At 73.0% G+C, this 17,295-nt stretch carries 14 protein-coding genes; 7 read left to right on the forward strand and 7 right to left on the reverse strand.

All coding sequences use genetic code 11. The features are described from left to right. Positions 1-7: 7 nt before the first annotated feature. Positions 8-2,002 carry a hypothetical protein gene (locus MKK53_RS06930; protein WP_243927958.1) on the reverse strand — a complete coding sequence of 665 codons (1,995 nt, stop codon included), beginning with the start codon at positions 2,000-2,002 and terminating at the stop codon, positions 8-10. Positions 2,003-2,380: 378 nt separating this feature from the next. On the opposite strand from MKK53_RS06930, the gene MKK53_RS06935 reads away from it, so the two are divergent. After that, positions 2,381-2,605, forward strand: coding sequence for a hypothetical protein (locus MKK53_RS06935; RefSeq protein ID WP_243927959.1), 225 nt, complete (start codon positions 2,381-2,383; stop codon positions 2,603-2,605). 98 nt (positions 2,606-2,703) lie between these two features. Here MKK53_RS06935 and MKK53_RS06940 read toward each other — a convergent pair whose 3' ends face one another. Continuing rightward, positions 2,704-2,901 carry a hypothetical protein gene (locus MKK53_RS06940; protein WP_243927960.1) on the reverse strand — a complete coding sequence of 66 codons (198 nt, stop codon included), beginning with the start codon at positions 2,899-2,901 and terminating at the stop codon, positions 2,704-2,706. 198 nt (positions 2,902-3,099) lie between these two features. Then, entirely contained in the window at positions 3,100-4,086 is a 987-nt protein-coding gene (locus MKK53_RS06945; RefSeq protein ID WP_243927961.1) for a sensor histidine kinase, read from the reverse strand. Positions 4,087-4,439: 353 nt separating this feature from the next. Between MKK53_RS06945 and MKK53_RS06950 the strand changes: the two genes are divergently transcribed. The 4 genes from MKK53_RS06950 (at position 4,440) to MKK53_RS06965 (ending at position 10,762) form a co-directional block, all read left to right on the forward strand. Next, a complete protein-coding gene (locus MKK53_RS06950; RefSeq protein ID WP_243927962.1) occupies positions 4,440-5,450 on the forward strand; it encodes a helix-turn-helix domain-containing protein in 1,011 nt (336 codons plus the stop codon). Beyond that, positions 5,450-6,718, forward strand: coding sequence for an MFS transporter (locus tag MKK53_RS06955; protein WP_243927963.1), 1,269 nt, complete (start codon positions 5,450-5,452; stop codon positions 6,716-6,718). The genes MKK53_RS06950 and MKK53_RS06955 overlap by 1 nt, the downstream gene beginning before the upstream one ends. Before the next feature lie 169 nt (positions 6,719-6,887). After that, positions 6,888-9,230, forward strand: a complete 2,343-nt coding sequence (locus MKK53_RS06960) for a TonB-dependent siderophore receptor (RefSeq protein ID WP_409564284.1) — start codon at positions 6,888-6,890, stop codon at positions 9,228-9,230. Between the two features lie 32 nt (positions 9,231-9,262). Continuing rightward, entirely contained in the window at positions 9,263-10,762 is a 1,500-nt protein-coding gene (locus MKK53_RS06965; protein ID WP_279598873.1) for a PepSY-associated TM helix domain-containing protein, read from the forward strand. Positions 10,763-10,772: 10 nt separating this feature from the next. Here MKK53_RS06965 and sugE read toward each other — a convergent pair whose 3' ends face one another. The 3 genes from sugE to MKK53_RS06980 all read right to left on the reverse strand — a co-directional run bounded on the left by sugE (position 10,773) and on the right by MKK53_RS06980 (position 12,863). Then, positions 10,773-11,093, reverse strand: coding sequence for a quaternary ammonium compound efflux SMR transporter SugE (gene sugE, locus MKK53_RS06970; RefSeq protein WP_243927964.1), 321 nt, complete (start codon positions 11,091-11,093; stop codon positions 10,773-10,775). Positions 11,094-11,383: 290 nt separating this feature from the next. Beyond that, entirely contained in the window at positions 11,384-11,962 is a 579-nt protein-coding gene (locus tag MKK53_RS06975; protein ID WP_409564285.1) for a glutathione peroxidase, read from the reverse strand. A gap of 94 nt (positions 11,963-12,056) precedes the next feature. Beyond that, entirely contained in the window at positions 12,057-12,863 is an 807-nt protein-coding gene (locus MKK53_RS06980; RefSeq protein ID WP_409564286.1) for a DJ-1/PfpI family protein, read from the reverse strand. A gap of 148 nt (positions 12,864-13,011) precedes the next feature. Between MKK53_RS06980 and MKK53_RS06985 the strand changes: the two genes are divergently transcribed. Both MKK53_RS06985 and MKK53_RS06990 read left to right on the forward strand, forming a co-directional pair. Beyond that, complete coding sequence (locus MKK53_RS06985; RefSeq protein ID WP_243927965.1) at positions 13,012-14,640, forward strand: inorganic phosphate transporter; 1,629 nt, start codon at positions 13,012-13,014, stop codon at positions 14,638-14,640. Between the two features lie 4 nt (positions 14,641-14,644). After that, positions 14,645-15,688 (forward strand): CorA family divalent cation transporter, encoded by a 1,044-nt coding sequence (locus tag MKK53_RS06990; RefSeq protein ID WP_243927966.1) that lies wholly within the window; start codon positions 14,645-14,647, stop codon positions 15,686-15,688. Positions 15,689-15,701: 13 nt separating this feature from the next. Here MKK53_RS06990 and MKK53_RS06995 read toward each other — a convergent pair whose 3' ends face one another. Then, a complete protein-coding gene (locus tag MKK53_RS06995) occupies positions 15,702-17,138 on the reverse strand; it encodes a carbohydrate porin (protein WP_279598875.1) in 1,437 nt (478 codons plus the stop codon). Between the last annotated feature and the right edge of the window lie 157 nt (positions 17,139-17,295).

The raw sequence follows: 17,295 nt of genomic DNA on the forward strand, positions 1-17,295 counted from the left end.
CGGGGCGTCAGAGGCCGAGGAGGTGGATCCCGGTCGTCGCGCTGTGCGGCGTCGGGTCGGTGTGGGTCGCGGCCGCGTGCCCGCCGAGGTCGAGGGAGGCGAGGCCGAGGTCCGCGACGAGGTCGTGCGAGGCACCGACCTCGGCCGGGGTGGCCGTGGTCGCCGCGGTGATGTCGTGGAGCTGGCCCACGAGGGAATCGGCCGCGTGGCCGGTCTGCGGGAAGGCGATGCCGTCCCCCGACAGCAGGGCGGTGTGGAGCAGGCCCGGCTGGTCGGCCGGCGCGGCCACCGCGCTCACCTGGACGGCATGGGGCGCGTCCGAGCCCGGCGTCAGCACCGCCACGTCCGCGGCCGGCGTCGCGGTCGTGGGGCCGGCCCCGATATCGACCAGGGGATGGGTGCCGGCCGCATCGCCGCCTCCCAACCCCCCCGTCAGCGTGCCCAGGAGGGAGCCGACGGCGTCCGCCGGGGCGCCGGACCCGGCATGGCTCAGGGCCCCCGTGACGGAGCCCACCACCCCGCCCGCGGCGTCCAGCCCGTGTCCGGCATCCGAGACCGCCTGGCCGATCGCCGCCGGCGCGTCGCCGCCCGCGATGGCACCGGGCAGGTTCGCCGCATCGGTCAGCAGGTTGCTGGTCTGGCCGAGCTCGCCCAGGCCGAGGGTGTTGCCGAGGCCGATCACCGAATGGACCGGGTCGTTCAGGACGGGCACGTCGTGGCCGACCTGCTCGAGGTTCGCATGGACGCCGTCGATCAGCGAGTTGACCGCGTCGGCCGCCGGCTGGAGCGGGGCGCCCTGACCCAGCAGGGTGCCCACCCCGCCCAGGCCGCCGAGGGGCGACTCCCCGCCTCCGCCGAGCCCGCCGACGATCCCGGTCACGCCCCCGAGGAGGCCCCCGGTCGCCGTGGCGACCGGCCCCGCATCCCCCAGGATCGGCGACAGGGCGGACAGGCCCTCACCGCCGAGAAGGTGGCCGGGCAGGGCCGCGGTGTCCGTCAGCAGGTTGCCGCCCTCGCCGAGGTGCCCGAGGCCGACCGTCTCGCCGAGATTGGTCAGGCCGTGGATCGCGTCGTTCAGGGGCGAGACCTCGTGGCCGATCGTCTCCAGGGTGGTGTGGAGGTCGAGGATCGCGGTGTTGGCCAGGGTGGTGACCGGCCCGAGCGTCCCGGTCGGCGAGAGCAGGCCGCCGCCGTCCGCCGCCCCGGTGAGCGAGCCCACCAGCGTGTCGACCGAACCGAGGACGTGGCCGAGATCGGCCAGGGCCGGGCTCGCGGAGGCGAGGCCGCCGCCGTTCAGGAGGGAGCCGGGAAGGGTGGACACGTCGCTGAGGAGGTTGCCCGCCTCGCCGAGATGCCCGAGGCCGACCGTCTCGCCGAGGCCGGTCACCGCATGGATCGGGGCGTTGAGGACCGGGATCTGATGGCCGGCATCCTCCAGCGTCGCGTGCGTGTTGAGCACGGCCTGGTTCAGGATCCCCGTGGCGGGCGCGAGCACGCTGCCGGATCCCACGAGGCCGTTCCCGGCCTCGGGCGCCGCCGTGACCGACCCCGCCAGGGCATTGGCGGCGTCGGCGACGCCCCCGGCATCGCTCAGGACCGGGGCGAGCGTTCCGGGGTCGGTCGGGTTGGCGGCGACGCCGCCGAGATCGGTGAGGAGGTGGCCGCCCTCGCCGAGATGGCCGAGGCCGACGGTCTCACCGAGGGTCGTGAGGCCGTGGAGCGGACCGTTCAAGGGCGCGACCTGATGGCCGGCATCCTCGAGCTGCGCATGGGTCTCCAGGACAATCTGGTTGGCGGTCCCGGCCACGGCGTCCGGCAGCGCCGGGGCGGTGGCGTCGCCGGAGGCGGCCCCGGTGGCGCCCTCCACGAGGGAGGCGATCGGGCCGAGGCTGCCGAGCTGGCCGGTGGAAAGGGCGGTCGAGGTCAGGAACGCCCCGGGCCCGGCGAGCCATTCGAGGGAACGGGAAGAGGAGCCGAGAAAGGACAGGGGTGATGCGGACATGGATACCTCCAGGTTCGATCAGCAACCCATCATTCAATCCACGGTTGCGTTCCGCCCCCTCCGCGGCGTCCAGCATCGTTAGCGTTCGATCAATGGTTCCCGTCGACTCGCTGTATAAATTTGAGGATTGCGACCGCATCGACATGTCAATCCGCCCGTCGATCGGAATGGGAATGCCCCGTTCGGTGGCCGATGATGCGCCGCAATACGGCGTGACGGTGGCGAATGTGGAAACACGGGTCCGCTGGTCTGCGGAGTAAGGCACGGTCCTCTTCGTTTCCAGAGGCGGCGCGAATTTGTATTCATTAACCTCGCAGCGAACGGAAGCGAACTCGCTCACAAGTTGCAGGTTGGTGGGGCGCTCACGTCAGATCGGTGATGACCATGCCGCATTCGATCTTCATCAGGGAACGCAAGGGCGACACGGTGCGCCCGCCGGAGCTGGTGGCCTACGATATCGACAGTGTGACCTTGGCCAACCGCTTGGTCCGCCGCATCGCCAAGTCCTGCAGTGTCAACGGCTTCGATTGCGCGACGGGACGGCGGTGGTTCCGCTTCAAGAACACGGTCTTCGACATCTATCGCCTGAAGACCGACCTGTAGGCCGCTTCGGCCCCCCCAAAGGGTGGGCCCGCCTCCCGACGAGGGGGGAGGCGGGCCGGGCCGGGCCGGCATGGACCGGCCCCATCGGGTCGGTCCGCCTACTCGGTGGCGTCCGCGTCGTCTCCGTCGAGGATCACTTCGAGATCCCCGACGAGGGCGTCCAGCTGATCGGCGGTGCCCTTGAGCTTGAACGTGGTGCCGTCCTCGGCTTCGACGGCGATCTCGATATGATCGCCGACCTTGGCGGCCATGGCCTGCTTCACGGTGTAGGTCGTCACGTCAGCCTTGTTGGCCATGCCTGTCTCCTCGATTGGCCCCCGGCAACGCGGGCCGCCTCCCTTCGGCCGTGCGACAGAACCCCGCGATCACGGCCCCTGCCCCGGGAGGCCGGCACCGGCGCACGCCCCGGGGCATCACCGCCGGGGGGCGGGGGCCCGGCGGCCAGGGTCGACCCATCGCGGGGGTGCGGGACGAGGGCGGCGGCCGTTTACCGCCTACGGGTGGTCGCCCGGCACGGTCATCTCGAAGTGCAGGCCCTCGCCGTCAATGACCCGCTCGAATCGGCCGCCGAGGCTCCGCTCGATGGTCTGGCGGAGCAGGCGCGAGCCGAAGCCGGTGCCGTCGGCCTTCGGCGGGGCCTGGTGGGCGGAGGTCTCGTCCCAGGTCAGCGTCAGGACGGGGCCCGCCATCCCGCCGCGGAGGGTGAGGGTGCCGCCGCCCGACAGGGCGCCGTACTTGGCCGAGTTGGTCGCCAGCTCGTGGAAGATCATCGCGTAGTCGTTGACCTTGCCGGGGGCCACGACCGCCTCCTCCGTGATGGCGACGTGGACGTCGGCGCCGTCGCGGTACGGCGCCAGGATGCGCTCGGCGAGGTGCTGGAGGGGAACGCTGCTCTGATCGTGCCGCCGGGACCGGGTGGCCAGGGTGGTCGCCTCATGCAGGACCGAGAACCGCCGGGACAGGTCCTCGGCGAAGTTCGGGGCGGAGGTCGCCTCCCTGGCGACGATGGCGGTGAGCGCCCGTGCGACGGTGAACATGTTCGAGACCCGGTGCGCCAGCTCGGCGGTCAGGAGCTTCTCGGCCTCCTCCGCCCGCTTGCGCTCGGTGACGTCGAGGAAGATGGCGTGCAGCCATTCCCCGACCCGGCCGGCATCCCCGCCGACGCCGCGCGCCGAGATCCACCGCGTCCCCGCCCCCTCGCCGATGCGGAAGTCGAAGCTGTAGGCATGCGGGTCCGTCGCGCTGGCCATCCAGTCGCCGATCATGGCGTCCCGGTCCTCGCCGTTCACGCGGCTGAACAGGTCGTCGATGCCCACGACGGCTTCGTCCGTGCCCCAGAACTCCCGGCAGAGCGAATCGAGCCGGGCGAGGCGGCGCTCCGGAGCCCAGGCCCACAGGCCGACCCCGCCCCGGTGAATCGTGGCGCTGAAGTTGTCGAGCGTCCACGCCCCTTCGCCGGCCGTCGCATCCCCCTCGGTCATGGATGTCCCAGATTCCTGATCGGTCATCGGCATTATAGAAGCTGAGGCGGCGGCTTTCAGCCCCCCGGCCGGTGCGCGCTGCATCGCGCCGCGCCGTGCTCGACGCCGGTTCAGGCGCCGCGAGCCTGGAAGTCGCTAGAAAGGCGCCGCGCGCGGGGGGCGCTACTTCTTGTCATCTTGCCAGCGGCCCCCGCCCACCCAGTTCCTCCGGGGCGCCTCGCCGGAGCGGTGCGCCCGAGGACCGCCGCCTTCATGTCATCCCGGCCCCTGTCATCCCGGCTCCAAGTCAGTGTGCGAACGGCCGCGCGGCGCTTCCGGTGGGACGATGCCGCGGGCCTTCGTCTCCTGCAGGGATGAGCATCCAGACGCTCGCCTTCACCGCCCAGGGCCCCGAGGGAGACGGGTTCGAGCGGTACCGCCAGCTCTACAGCATCGGCGCCGATGTCGACCGCACCGAGGGCCCGTTCCATGCCCGCGTGCGGATCCGCCGGTTCCAGCGGATGATCCTCTACGAGCGGGACATCGGCGGCCTCGCCCACAGCCGGGGGGCGCGGCGGGTCAGGCACGACGGGTTCGACCACTTCGCGCTGCACCTCCTGCTGAGCGGCGACTTCACGGGGGGCTCGCCCGGGACGGGGCACCGGCTGCGGCCCGGCGAGATCATGGTCGTCGACACGGTCCGGCCGCACTGGACGCGGGCCGAGCGCGCCAGGATCCTCACCGTGCAGCTCGCCCGCGAGGTGGTCGAGGTGGCGGTCGGCAGCCTCCACACGGCCCATGGCGCGATCCTTCCCGAGGCCGCCGGCGGCCTGCTCGCCGACTTCGTCACCTCCCTCGTGCGCCGGGCGGACGGGTTGCCGGCCGCCGCGATGGAGCGCGCGGCCTCCACCGCGGCGGAACTGCTCGGCATCGGGTTGAACGTCGCGCTCGCCGCGCCGATGGCGCGCCTCCTCTCGGCGGAGGCCGCGCTGCCCCTGCGCCGCACCCGCGCGGAGGCCTATGTCGACGCCCATCTCTGCGACAGGCACCTCGACGCGGAGGCGGTGGCGAAGGGGATCGGCGCCTCGCGGAGCAGCCTGTACCGCGCGTTCGCCGACGATGGCGGGCTCATGCGCTACATCCAGCGGCGGCGCCTGGAGCAGTTGCGCGCCGCCCTGCGCCGGGTCGGCGAGGGGCGGACGGTCTCCGACCTCGCCATCGCCTGCGGCTTCGCCGACGAGCGGCATTGCAGCCAAGTGTTCCGCGACGCCTTCGGGGCGCCGCCCGGCCGCTACCGCGCCTCCATCCGGGCGAACCGCCAGGACCACACGGTGGAGGGGTCGGCCGAGGCCGTGTTCGCGCGCTGGACCAGCGAGCTGTACTGATGACCCCGACAGGGCGTGAGGCCGCCGCCCGCGGCCTGATGGGCTGGCCCCTGGTGTGCCTCCTGGCCGCGACGCAGCTCCTCGCGTTCAGCGATCGCTTCCTGATCACCCTGGTGGCGCAGCCCCTGAAGCTCGACCTCGCCCTGTCGGACGCGCAGCTCGGCATCCTCCAGGGCTCGGCCTTCGCCGTCCTCAACGCCGCGGCGATGCCCTGGGCGGGGGCGATCGCGGACCGCGGGCATCGCCGGCTGCTGCTGCAGGTCAGCGTCGTCGTCTGGGGCATCGCCACCCTGGCCTGCGGCCTGTCGGGCTCCTTCGCCCTGCTGGTCGGCGCCCGGGCGCTCCTCGGGCTGGGCCAGGCGGCGGTCGCCCCCGCCGCCCTGTCGCTGATGGCCCACCGGCTGCCGCGGGGCGATCTCGGCCGTGCCGTGTCGCTGCTCACCGCCGGGGCGAGCCTCGGCCGCAGCCTCGCCCTCCTCGCGGGCGGCGCGGTCCTGGCGTGGCTGACCGCCTCGGCCGCCATCGCCCTGCCGGGCCTCGGCCCGCTCCGCCCGTGGCAGGCGCTGTTCGTGCTGGCCAGCCTGCCGAACATCGCCCTGCTGGTCGGCCTCGGCTGGATCGTCGAGCCGCCCGCGGCGCCCGCGCGGCGGAGGCCGCCGGCCCTCGCCTGGATGGTGCGCCACCGGGCCGCCTACCTCCCGCATTTCGGCGCGGCCTCCGCCGCCGTGCTCATCGGCCAGACCCTGACCGCCTGGGCACCCGCCTTCTACGTGCGCGTCCACGGCCTCACCCCCGCCGGGAGCGGCCTGTGCCTGGGGCTGGCCGTCCTGGTCGCGGCGCCGCTCGGGCATGTGGCGGGCGGACGCTGGCTCGACCGGGAGCGGGCACGCAGGCCCCGCGGGGCCGCCCCGCGCGGCCTCGCGATCGGCCTCGCCCTGGCGCCCCCCTGCACGGCCGCGATGGTGCTGGCGGGCGACTTGACGGCGTCCCTCGGGGGCTTCGCCCTCCTCGTCGCGGCCCTTGGCTTCACCAGCCCGCCGGCGCTGGCGGGGCTTCAGCTCCTGACGCCCCGGGGCATGCGCGGCCGGGCGAGCGCCCTCTTCATCGCGGGGGTGACCCTGGTCGCCTTCGGGGCGGGGCCGGCCCTCGTCGGGGTGATCAACGACCGGGTCGTCGGCCCCCAGAACGTCGGATGGGCGATGCTCACCATGTTCGCCGCCGCGGCTCTGGCGGGGATCGGCCTCGCCCGCCTCACCCGGCGCCGCTGACCTCGTGCGCCCCGCGCCGTTCGGCCGGGCACGTCTTTCGACTTGAAATACATCTAAAGTAGATCCCTGTGCATCCGTGGCTTAATTGCCACGGACCTATCACGGACGCGTGATAATGGGGCTCATCGCTCGATCTTGTCCGCATCGAGTCGCGCCCGAGGTGATCTTCATGGCACATCATCGACGTGTCTTAGTCCGTGGCAGCGCGGGGCGCGCCTGGAATGCCTCTATATCTGGAATAATTCTATCGTTGACCTGGTCGGTCGGCGTTCCCAAGGTGGCGAATGCGCAGCCCGCGCCCGCCATGGAGGTCGAACTCTCCGAACTCAGCGTGATGGGGGTGGCGGGCGGGCGCAGCCTGAACAGCGACCTGTACGGCCGCGGCGGCCCGGTCGGTCCGGTGCCCGGCTACGTCGCCAGCCGCAGCGTGGTGGCGACCAAGACCGACACGCCCATCCTGGAGACGGCCCAATCGGTCTCGGTGGTCGGCCGCAAGCAGATCGAGGACCAGAACGCGCTGACGATCAACCAGGCCCTGCGCTACACGCCGAGCGTCACCACCGAGCAGCGCGGCGGCGCCGGGGCGACGCGCCTGGAGCAGTTCTACATCCGCGGATTCACCGCACCGCTGTTCCTCGACGGCCTGTCCCTTCCGGGAAGCCGCGATGCCTCGCCGACGGTCGATCCCTACCGGCTGGAGCGGATCGACATCATCAAGGGGCCGGCCTCGGTGCTCTACGGCCAATCGGGGCCCGGCGGCATCGTCAACCTCGTCTCGAAGGTCCCGCAATTCGTCCGGCACGGGGAGATCTTCGTCCAGGGGGGCGATTTCAACACCGTGCGCGGCGGCGTCGATGTCGGCGGGCCGATCCCGTCGGACATCCCCGGCCTCGCGGACCAGTTCGCCTACCGGGTGATCGCCTCCGGCTGGAACGCCGACGGGCCGGCGGTGACGACGAAGGTCGAGCGCGCCCTCATCAGCCCGAGCCTCACATGGCGGCCCTCCACCGACACGTCGCTCACGGTCATCGCCAACTACCAGCGCGATCCGTTCTCCGGCTTCTACGGCGGCTTCCCGGCGGTGGGCACTGTGTTCCCGCGCAACTTCGGCAACGGCATCGTCGGACGCCTGCCGGTGGACTTCTACGACGGCGACAAGGGCATCGAGCGCTCCGACCGGACCCAGGGCTCGATCGGCTACCTGTTCGACCACCGGATCAACGAGAACATCCGCCTCCACTCGGCGGGGCGCTACCTCCATTCGGACGGCGATTACCGCAGCGTCTACAGCGCCTTCAACCCGGCCAACGGCCCCTTCGCCTCCGGCCCGCTGATCCCGCGCGCGGTCATCGCGACCCAGGTGGGCATCGACGCCTGGACCATGGACAACAACGCCGTGGCGAATTTCGACACCGGCCCCCTCGCCCACACCGCCCTGGTCGGGGTCGATCACCGGACCTTCGAGACCCGCACCCTCGGGACGCCGTTTCCGAACGCGCCGAGCCTGAACGCGCTGGCGCCGAACTACGCGATGACCATCGCCGTCCCGGCCTTCACCACGGATTCGCGCGTCACCGCCGAGCAGACCGGCGTCTACTTCCAGGACCAGATCAAGGTGGACCGCCTCGTGCTGACGCTCGGCGGCCGCTACGACGTCGCCCGGCAATCCGGCCCGACCCGCAACCTCATCACCAACGCCGTCGCCACCCAGAACGTGCCGGCGGACGCCTTCACCGGCCGGGCGAGCCTGCTCTACCTGTTCGACAGCGGCATCGCCCCGTACGTGTCCTACAGCGAGGCGTTCGAGCCGATCACCTCCGGCCGCATCTTCGACACGGCCTTCGGCACGGTGGGGCGCGTGCCCGACCCCGTCTCCAGCAACCAGTACGAAGCCGGCATCAAGTATCAGCCCCCCGGCACCGACATCCTGCTGACCGCGGCGGCCTTCGACATCCGGCGCTCCAACGCCACCAACCCGGATCCGGCCCATAACGGCTTCGTGCTCCAGACCGGCGAGGTCGGGGTGCAGGGGGTGGAGTTCGAGGCGAGGGCCAGCATCACCGAGCGGCTGAGCCTCGTCGGCGGCTTCTCGCTCCTCGACATCCGCACCACCCGCGACATCACCACCACCACCAACGACCTCACCGGGCGGTCCGTGCCCCTGGTCGGCCGCCGGCCGGTGCTGGTGCCCGATTCCACCGCCTCGGTCTTCGCCGATTACCGCTTCACCGACGGGGCGCTCCGGGGCCTCGGGATCGGCGGCGGCGTGCGCTACCTCGGCCCGTCCTGGGGCGACCCGGCCAACACCTTCAAGGTGCCCTCGAGCGTGCTGCTCGACGCGGTGCTCTCCTACGACCTGCGGTACCTCGATCCGAAGCTGGAGGGGTTCCAGCTCCAGGTGAACGCCCAGAACCTCCTCGACGAAACCTACGTGACGAGCTGCTACAGCTACTCGGGCTGCTACTACGGCCTGCCCCGGACGGTCCTGGCCACCCTGCGATACCGCTGGTGAGCGCGCCCGTGCGCAGGGGGTTCCGCCGGTCCATGGCGTGGCTCCACGCCTGGGCGGGGCTCGTCGTCGGCTGGGTGCTGTTCGCCGTCTTCGCGACGGGCACGGCGAGCTATTACCGGGCCGAGATCTCGCGATGGGCGCGGCCCGAACTGCCCCCGGCCCGGACCTTCGGCCCCGCGGAGCTGGCCGATGCCGCCGGGCGCGGGGTGGCTTACCTGCAGGAGCGGGCCGGCGGGGCGCGGACGTGGTTCATCACCCTGCCGCGGCCGGAGATGCCGGTGCTGGAGCTGTTCTGGCGCACCGGACCCGGCCACCCGCCCGGCCATGTCCTCCTCGATCCGGACAGCGGGGCGCCGGCCGCGGTGCGGGCGACCCGGGGCGGGGACTTCTTCTACCGTTTCCACTTCGAATTGAGCATGGCCCCGCTCTGGGGGCGCTGGATCGTCGGCTTCTGCGCGATGGTGATGCTGGTGGCGCTGATCTCGGGCGTGGTCACGCACCGGCGGATCTTCGTGGACTTCTTCACCTTCCGGCGCCGGGCCGACCAGCGCGGCTGGCTCGATGCCCACAACCTCGCGGGCGTGCTCGCCCTGCCGTTCCACCTGATGATCACCTATACCGGGCTGGTCACGCTGATGCTGATGTACATGCCCTGGGGGCTGAACGCCGCCTACCGCGGCGACAGCCAGCGCTACTTCGCCGAGGGCGGCCAGATCACCGCCCCGCGCCCGCCCGCGGGCCGGCCCGGAACGCTCGCGCCGGTCGGGCCCATGGTCAGTCAGGCGGCGACGCTGATCGACCGGCCCCTGGAACGGCTCACCGTCGTCAACCCCCGGGACGCGCACGCCACCGTGGTCGCGGTGTTCGGGGAGCCGCACGGCCTCTCCCACGAGCACCCCCAGGTCGCCTTCGACGGCCCGAGCGGGGCCGTGCTGGAGGTGCGCGCGGGCGGGCTGGAGCCGGCGGCGAAGACCTTCACGACCATGGTCGGCCTGCACGAGGCGCATTTCGCCGGGCCGGCCCTGCGGGCGCTGTTCTTCCTCTGCGGCCTCGCGGGGAGCGCCATGGTCGCCACCGGCCTCGTCCTGTGGACCGTGGCGCGCCTGCCGGCATCCGGGGCCGCGGCCCCCGTCGGCCTGCGGATCGTGCGGGTGCTCAACGTCGCGACGATCGCCGGCCTGCCCGGCGCGGGGGCGGCCTACCTCCTCGCCAACCGCCTCCTGCCCGTGGCCTTGCCGGAGCGCGCGGAATGGGAGGTCCGCGTGTTCTTCGCGGCTTGGCTGGCCGTCCTGCTGGTGGCGATCCTGCGCCCGCATCGCCGGGCCTGGGTCGCCGCCCTGACGGCGGCGGCCGGGCTGTTCGCCGCGGTCGCCGTGGCGGACGCGGCACTCTCGCCGGCACCGCCCTTCCTCGCCGTCGACGGGGCGATGCTGGCCCTCTCCGCCCTGTTCACCGCCGCGGCCCGGCGGGCACCGGGGCACCGGGGCACCGTGCGCCGCGCCGCGGCGCCGAAGGCCGCGGTGGCGGGGTAGGGGGCGCGGCCTACGGGGAGCTCGCGAGCTTCATCGTCACGAGGCCCGAGAGGATCAGCCCCGCGGCGAGGAGGCGGACGGCGCTGGCCTCCTCGCCGAGCACCAGGATGCCGACGAGGAACGCGCCCACGGCACCGATCCCCGTCCAGATCATGTAGGCGGTGCCGAGCGGCAGGCTGCGCATGGCGAAGGCGAGCAGGCCGAAGCTGCCGAGCATCGCCACGGCCATGATCACGGTGGGCCAGAGGCGCGTGAAGCCGTGCGACTGCTTCATCGCGGAGGCCCAGACGACTTCGAGGAGACCGGCGACGATGAGGGAGATCCAAGCCATGACGGCCCTTTCTTTCAAGGGCCGGGCCGTCCCGGACTTCGGCTTCCGCGCGGGGAGGGAGGGCGTGGCCTCACGCCGCCGAAGCTAGCGCCGTTCCCGCCGATGTCGAGACGCTGCGCCCGAGGCCGCGGAGGAAGGACCCCACCCGCCGCGCGATTCCCGACGGCCTCCGCCGAGGCGGAACCCCGCCGTGCCCCGGACGCCAAGGCGGTTTCGCGGGAGCGGGCCCGGACGGACGAGGCCCCCGCGATCCTGCGGTCCCGGGACGAATCCGGGTGTCCGCCCCGACCTCAGGCGGCGGGGAGCTGGCCGGCGATCGCCGTGATGATGCGCGGGTCGGTGGGCTCCATCGTATGGGGATAGGCCCCGAGGAGGCTGCCGTCGCGGGCGACGAGGTACTTGTGGAAGTTCCAGCCCGGGGTCGCGCCGGGCTTCTCGGCGGCGGCCCAGCGGTAGAACGGATGGGCGGCGGGCCCCTTTACGTGCACCTTCGAGACGACGGGGAAGGTGACGCCGAAATTGCGCCGGGCGGCCTCGGCGATGGCGACGCCGTCCAGGGGTTCCTGGTTGCCGAAATCCGGCGAGGGGACCGCGATCACCGTCAGGCCCCGGCTTCCGAACCGGGTCCAGAGGCCCTCGAGTCCGACGAACTGCCCGGCGTAACCGCAGGCGGTGGCGGTGTTGACCACGAGGATCGGCTTGCCGGCGAGGTCCGCCAGGGCGAGGCGACCGCCCTCCGGCTTGTCGAAGGCGAAGGCTCCGGCCCCGGTCTCGCCGGCCCCGGCGCGGCCGATCCCGCCGGCCATGGCGGCACCGAAGAGCATCAGGGCCTGGCGGCGGCGGAGGGTGCCGGCGGCGGGTGAGGGCATGGCGGGGCTCCCGGACGGGGCGCGGCGCGGACCGCGTGGGACAACCTCCCATGTAGGCCGCCCCGCCCGGCCCGCCAGCGCCTGCGACGGGACATCACCGCGGGCGGGCGGCCTCCGCCGCCGCCCGCGCCCCCGCGGCGAGGTCGGCCAGGATCGCCATCGCCTCGCGCGTGACCGCCGGGCCCGCGGCGGCCGGGGTGCCCGCCTGGAAAGGGGGCGCCGGGGCGTATTCCGCCACCAGCTGCGCCGTTCGGGCGTAGGCGTCGCCCCGCAGGCGGGCGGCCAGGGCGAGGGCGAAATCGAGCCCGGCCGAGATGCCCGCCGCCGTGACGCGGTTGCGGTCGAACACCACCCGCTCATCGACCGGGATCGCCCCGAGCAACGGCAGCACGGTCTCGCGCACACACCAGTGGCTGGTGGCCCGGTATCCCGTCAGCAGCCCGGCGGCGCCGAGGATCAGCGATCCGGTGCAGACGCTCGTCACCCAGCGCGCCCGGCCCGCGCGGTCGCGCAGGAACTCCAGGGTGGCGGTGTCGCGCATCTGTGCCGGGGTGCCGTCGCCGCCGGGCACGAACAGGACGTCGAGGTCCCGGGGGCAGTCGGCGAAGCCGGTCGTGGCCAGCAGGCTGATCCCCGTATCGCTCGGCACCGGCCCGGCCGTTCCGGCGACGAGGTGGAGGCTGCCGGGGGCGAGGCCCGCCAGGAGGGCCTGCGGGCCGACCACGTCGAGGGCCGTCATGCCGGGGTAGAGCAGCATCGCGATCCGCACCGGCCGCGCCCCTGCCGCCGGCCCGGCGGCGTCGAGGGCGCGGCCGGGGCCCGCGGCCAGGAGGCCCGCGGCGCCGAGGGCGGCGCCGATCGCGCGCCGGGTCACCGGATGGGGGTTCGGGTCCATGGACATGCGCGGGATCCCGGCGGTGGAGGACGGTCCTATGCCGCCCGGTCGCGAAAGGTTGCGGGAGGGCGCCGGGAAGGCCCCGTCCGTCACCGGAGCGTCATGGAGCCGATCTACGCCCGCCGTTAACCGGCCGAATCCGTGCGAGGTGCCCATGTCCGACGCTGTCCTGGCCCCCACCGGTCCGATCGACCCCGCATCCCGCGGCAAACCGAAGCTCGACCGGGGCATGCACCCGGGCGGGACGATCGCCTTCCTGCTGGTTCTCGTCGCCGGGCTCGCCTACGCGGTCGTCAGCCTGATCACGGACATGAACGCGGTCGGCGAGGCGCCCCTGGCCTACGGCGCCTTCGCGCTGCTGGGCCTCGCCCTGCTGATCGCCCTCGCCTTCGAGTTCGTGAACGGCTTCCACGACACCGCCAACGCGGTGGCCACCGTGATCTACACCCATTCGATGCCGCCGCTGGTGGCGGTGATCTGGTCGGGCGCCTTCAACTTCCTCGGGGTGATGCTCTCGTCGGGGGCGGTGGCCTACGCCATCGTGACCCTGTTGCCGGTGGAGCTGATCCTGCAGGTCGGCTCCGGGGCGGGCTACGCGATGATCTTCTCGCTGCTCCTGGCGGCGATCATCTGGAACCTCGGCACCTGGGCGCTCGGCCTGCCGAACTCCTCCTCGCACGCGCTGATCGGCTCGGTGCTGGGCGTCGGCCTCGCCAACCAGTTCATGGGCGGGCAGGACGGCACCTCGGGCGTCGACTGGAACCAGGCCATGGGCGTGTTCAAGGCGCTGGCCTTCAGCCCTCTGTGCGGGTTCGTCCTGGCGGCGCTGCTGCTGCTCGCCCTGAAGTTCACCATCCGCCGCAAGGACCTCTACGAGGCCCCCAAGGGCGACGCGCCCCCGCCCCTGTGGATCCGCAGCCTGCTGATCCTGACCTGCACCCTGGTCTCCTTCTTCCACGGCGGCAACGACGGGCAGAAGGGGATGGGCCTGATCATGCTGATCCTGATCGGCGCCGCCCCCACCGCCTACGCCCTCAACCGCACCATGACCGCGGATGCCACCCCGGCCTTCGTGCAGACCTCCCAGGCCGCCAGCGGCGTGTTCGGGGCGCGGGCGGCCGACGCCGCCAAGCCCGCCCCGGCCGAGGCCCGCAAGGTCGTCAGCGACGCCCTCAAGGCCAAGGACCTCGACAGGCCGGCGGTCTACGGCGCCCTGGCCGCCCTCTCCAACGACATCGCCCACGCGGTGCAGGGCTACGGCTCGATCCGGCAGGTCCCGGCGGCGGCGACCTCCAACGTCCGCAACGACATGTACCTCGCCGCCGACGCGATCCGGCTTCTGCCGAAATCCGGAGCAACCTTCTCCGAGGCGGAGACCAGGACCCTCAAGGGCTATACCGACCTGCTCAACGCCGGCACCCGCTACATCCCCGACTGGGTGAAGGTCTGCGTCGCCCTGGCGCTCGGCCTCGGCACCATGGTCGGGTGGAAGCGCATCGTCGTCACCGTGGGCGAGCGGATCGGCAAGACCCACCTCACCTACGCCCAGGGCGCCTCGGCGGAGATCGTCGCCGCCGGCACGATCGGGCTCGCCGAGCTCTACGGCTTGCCGGTCTCGACCACGCACATCCTGTCCTCCGGCGTCGCCGGCACGATGGCGGCCAACGGTTCGGGCCTGCAGATCGCCACGGTCCGCAACATGGCGCTCGCCTGGGTGACGACCCTGCCGGCCGCCATCCTGATCGCCGGCACGCTGTTCTTCATCCTGCGCCACGTCTTCTAGCCCCGTGGTCGCGACCTCCGCCGCCGCGGCCCGCCTCCTGTGCGACGAGCCGGCCCTCCCGGGCCTGCTCTGGGCCATGCGGTTCGATGAGAGCGGTCGCGGCCACCCCGTCGCCCACGACGAGCCGCTGCCCCATCCGGGCCGCTTCGGCGAGGGCTTCACGTGGCTGCACTTCAACCTCAACGATGCGCGCCTGCCGGCTCTGATCGCCGAGGGGCGCCTCGGCCCGCCGGACCTGACCGCGGCGGCCTTCGCCAGCGACCCGCACCAGCGCCTGACGGTCGAGGCGGGGCATATCGGCGGTGTGGTGGCGGACCTCGTCCGGGAGACCGGTGGGGACGCCCGGGTCGATGCGGGCGGGCGCCTGCACTTCGTGATCGGGCCCCACCTCCTCGTCAGCGGGCGGCGGCACCCCGTCCTCGGGCCGGACCTCGCCCGCGATGCGGCGGCGAGCGGGCGGGGCATCCTCGCCCCGGTCCACCTGCTCGAAGTCATCGTGGACCGCGTCGTGACCGCGATGGTCGAGACCGGCGGGCGGCTCGCCGACGAACTCGACGAGATCGAGGACCATATCCTCGACGAGCGGGTGCGCGACGAGCGGCGGCGCCTCGGGCCGATCCGGCGGGATGCCGTCCGCCTGCACCGGCAGCTGCTCGGCCTGCGCGCCGTGTTCCACCGGCTGGAGACGGCCGGGGAGGAGGAGGAGATCCCGGCCGAGGCGGCCATCGCCGCCGCGCGGATCGCCCAGCGGCTCGACGCCCTGGACCGGGACATGGTGATGCTGGCCGACCGCAGCCGCCTGATGCAGGAGGAGCTGTCCTCCTACCTCGCCCAGGCTTCCAACCGGCAGCTCTACACCCTGTCGGTGATGACCGCCCTGTTCCTCCCGCCGACCCTGGTCACCGGCCTGTTCGGCATGAACACCAAGAGCCTGCCGCTCACCGAGGTGGATGGCGGCTCCTACGGGGCCATGGCCATCGCCTGCCTCTCCGCCCTCGTCGCCTTCGGGCTGATCCGCGGCCTCGGCATCCGCCCGCCGCGGGATTGAGGCCCCTCCGCCCTCAGTAGCGGGTGATGGCGCGCAGGCCGAGCACGGTGGCGTCGCGCACCCGCTTGCCCTCCGGGTCGCGGGGGTTGGCGATCCCGCCGCCGGGATGGATCACGTATTGCACGGTCGGCTGCACGGCGATCCCGGGGGCGAGCACCGCCTGGTAGGTCGCCTCCAGCACCGTCTCGGCGCTGCGGCGGGGGGCGGGGCCGGTGCCCTGCGCGGCGGCGATGGCGTCGAGGCGCCGGGCGGCGGGGGCGATCCGGGCGACGGCCACCGCGAGGCCGAGGGTGTCGTCGGAGCGGCCGGGCAGCAGCCCGCGATAGGCGATGCCGCCGTCGAGGTAGAGGTCCACGAGGTTGCGGTCCCCCGGAGACGCGGAGGCCCGCAGGAACACGCTGGCGCCGTCGTTCGGGTCGTCCGGCTCCTGATAGACCGTCTGGTCGATCACGCCGTAGACGCTGGAATCGCCCGAGACCCGGCGGCCGAGGCCGCTGACCGGGTCGGGGGTGAGGGCATCCACCCGGCCGAACCGGCGCCAGCCGCCGAGGGTCACGGTGCCCGGCTGGCCCGGCGCGCCGGGCGCCGTGTTGTAGGCGTAGCTGGCCTCGGCGATGGCCAGCGGCGGGTCGGAGAGGGGGAAGCGGGTGCCGTTCGGGTTGCGCCGCTGCGGGTCGATCCCCGAGCGCGGGTTGCCGCCGCCGGGGGTGCCGTCGATCAGGCTGGCCTGGAACGAGAGCTCCGGGGTCGGCACGTATTTCACCCGCAGGGTGGGGGCCGAGAGGGGGTAGGCCGGCCCGCCATCGGTCATGTTCGCGGCGAAGATCCCCGGCCACCCGAAGGTGCCGTTGGTGAACAGGATGCCGGTCTGGCTCACCATGTACTCGGTGTCGGCGGAGAGCTGCCCGACGCGCAGGAACAGCCGCTCGTCGAACAGGCTCTGCTCCAGCCACAGCTCCGAGAGGCGCGAGGCGGGCAGGGCCTCGATCTCGCTCACCGTCAGCAGGTTGCCGACGCGGGAGCGGGAGGTCCCGCTGCCCTGGATCTGGTAGACGGTGGCGTGGGCCGTGGCCCCGCTCCACCCGGCGAAGGTGTCGAGGTCGACATCGACGTCGAGGTCGAGCAGCGTCAGGCCGGTCTCGCCCCGGCGCAGGCCCCCCCGCAGGCTCCGGTAGGTCTCCGCCACCCCGATCAGCCCGAAGGTGATCCCCCGGCTCTGGAGGAACGCGCGATACCCGCCGGGATCGCCCGCGGGGCCGAGCAGCGGCTGGAACGAGGTCGTCACCTCCGCGGCGCGCCCGGCCGAGAACACGGGCTGCGCCACCGAGGTCTGCGGGTCGCCGCCCGCGCCGGCATTCGAGCCGATGGCGACGCCCTCGGCCGCGACCCGCGCGGCCGTCTCCGGGTCCTGCGCCGCGGGATCGGCCGAGACGAGGCTCGCCTGCAGCATCAGGCCGATCGCAACGGTACCGCGGACGATGGTGCGGGCGGGGGACACACCACGGACTCTGACGATGGACGACCCGGCCAGCAAGGGCACAGCTTCGTGACCGGTGGACGACGGAGGGCCCGGACGGAAGGACCGCCCCCGCCGGGGTCATGACTGG

Origin of the sequence: Methylobacterium sp. J-076, from assembly GCF_022829405.1 — a bacterium.
Taxonomy (GTDB): domain Bacteria; phylum Pseudomonadota; class Alphaproteobacteria; order Rhizobiales; family Beijerinckiaceae; genus Methylobacterium.

Bases quoted from the DNA above. Each gene is read 5' to 3' on its own strand.
- MKK53_RS06985 (WP_243927965.1), top strand. From the start codon at position 13,012: ATGTCCGACGCTGTCCTGGCCCCCACCGGTCCGATCGACCCCGCATCC.
- MKK53_RS06995 (WP_279598875.1), bottom strand. From the start codon at position 17,138: ATGCTGCAGGCGAGCCTCGTCTCGGCCGATCCCGCGGCGCAGGACCCG.
- MKK53_RS06935 (WP_243927959.1), top strand. From the start codon at position 2,381: ATGACCATGCCGCATTCGATCTTCATCAGGGAACGCAAGGGCGACACG.
- MKK53_RS06950 (WP_243927962.1), top strand. From the start codon at position 4,440: ATGAGCATCCAGACGCTCGCCTTCACCGCCCAGGGCCCCGAGGGAGAC.
- MKK53_RS06955 (WP_243927963.1), top strand. From the start codon at position 5,450: ATGACCCCGACAGGGCGTGAGGCCGCCGCCCGCGGCCTGATGGGCTGG.
- MKK53_RS06965 (WP_279598873.1), top strand. From the start codon at position 9,263: ATGGCGTGGCTCCACGCCTGGGCGGGGCTCGTCGTCGGCTGGGTGCTG.
- sugE (WP_243927964.1), bottom strand. From the start codon at position 11,093: ATGGCTTGGATCTCCCTCATCGTCGCCGGTCTCCTCGAAGTCGTCTGG.
- MKK53_RS06960 (WP_409564284.1), top strand. From the start codon at position 6,888: ATGGCACATCATCGACGTGTCTTAGTCCGTGGCAGCGCGGGGCGCGCC.
- MKK53_RS06980 (WP_409564286.1), bottom strand. From the start codon at position 12,863: ATGTCCATGGACCCGAACCCCCATCCGGTGACCCGGCGCGCGATCGGC.
- MKK53_RS06930 (WP_243927958.1), bottom strand. From the start codon at position 2,002: ATGTCCGCATCACCCCTGTCCTTTCTCGGCTCCTCTTCCCGTTCCCTC.
- MKK53_RS06945 (WP_243927961.1), bottom strand. From the start codon at position 4,086: ATGACCGAGGGGGATGCGACGGCCGGCGAAGGGGCGTGGACGCTCGAC.
- MKK53_RS06975 (WP_409564285.1), bottom strand. From the start codon at position 11,962: ATGCCCTCACCCGCCGCCGGCACCCTCCGCCGCCGCCAGGCCCTGATG.
- MKK53_RS06940 (WP_243927960.1), bottom strand. From the start codon at position 2,901: ATGGCCAACAAGGCTGACGTGACGACCTACACCGTGAAGCAGGCCATG.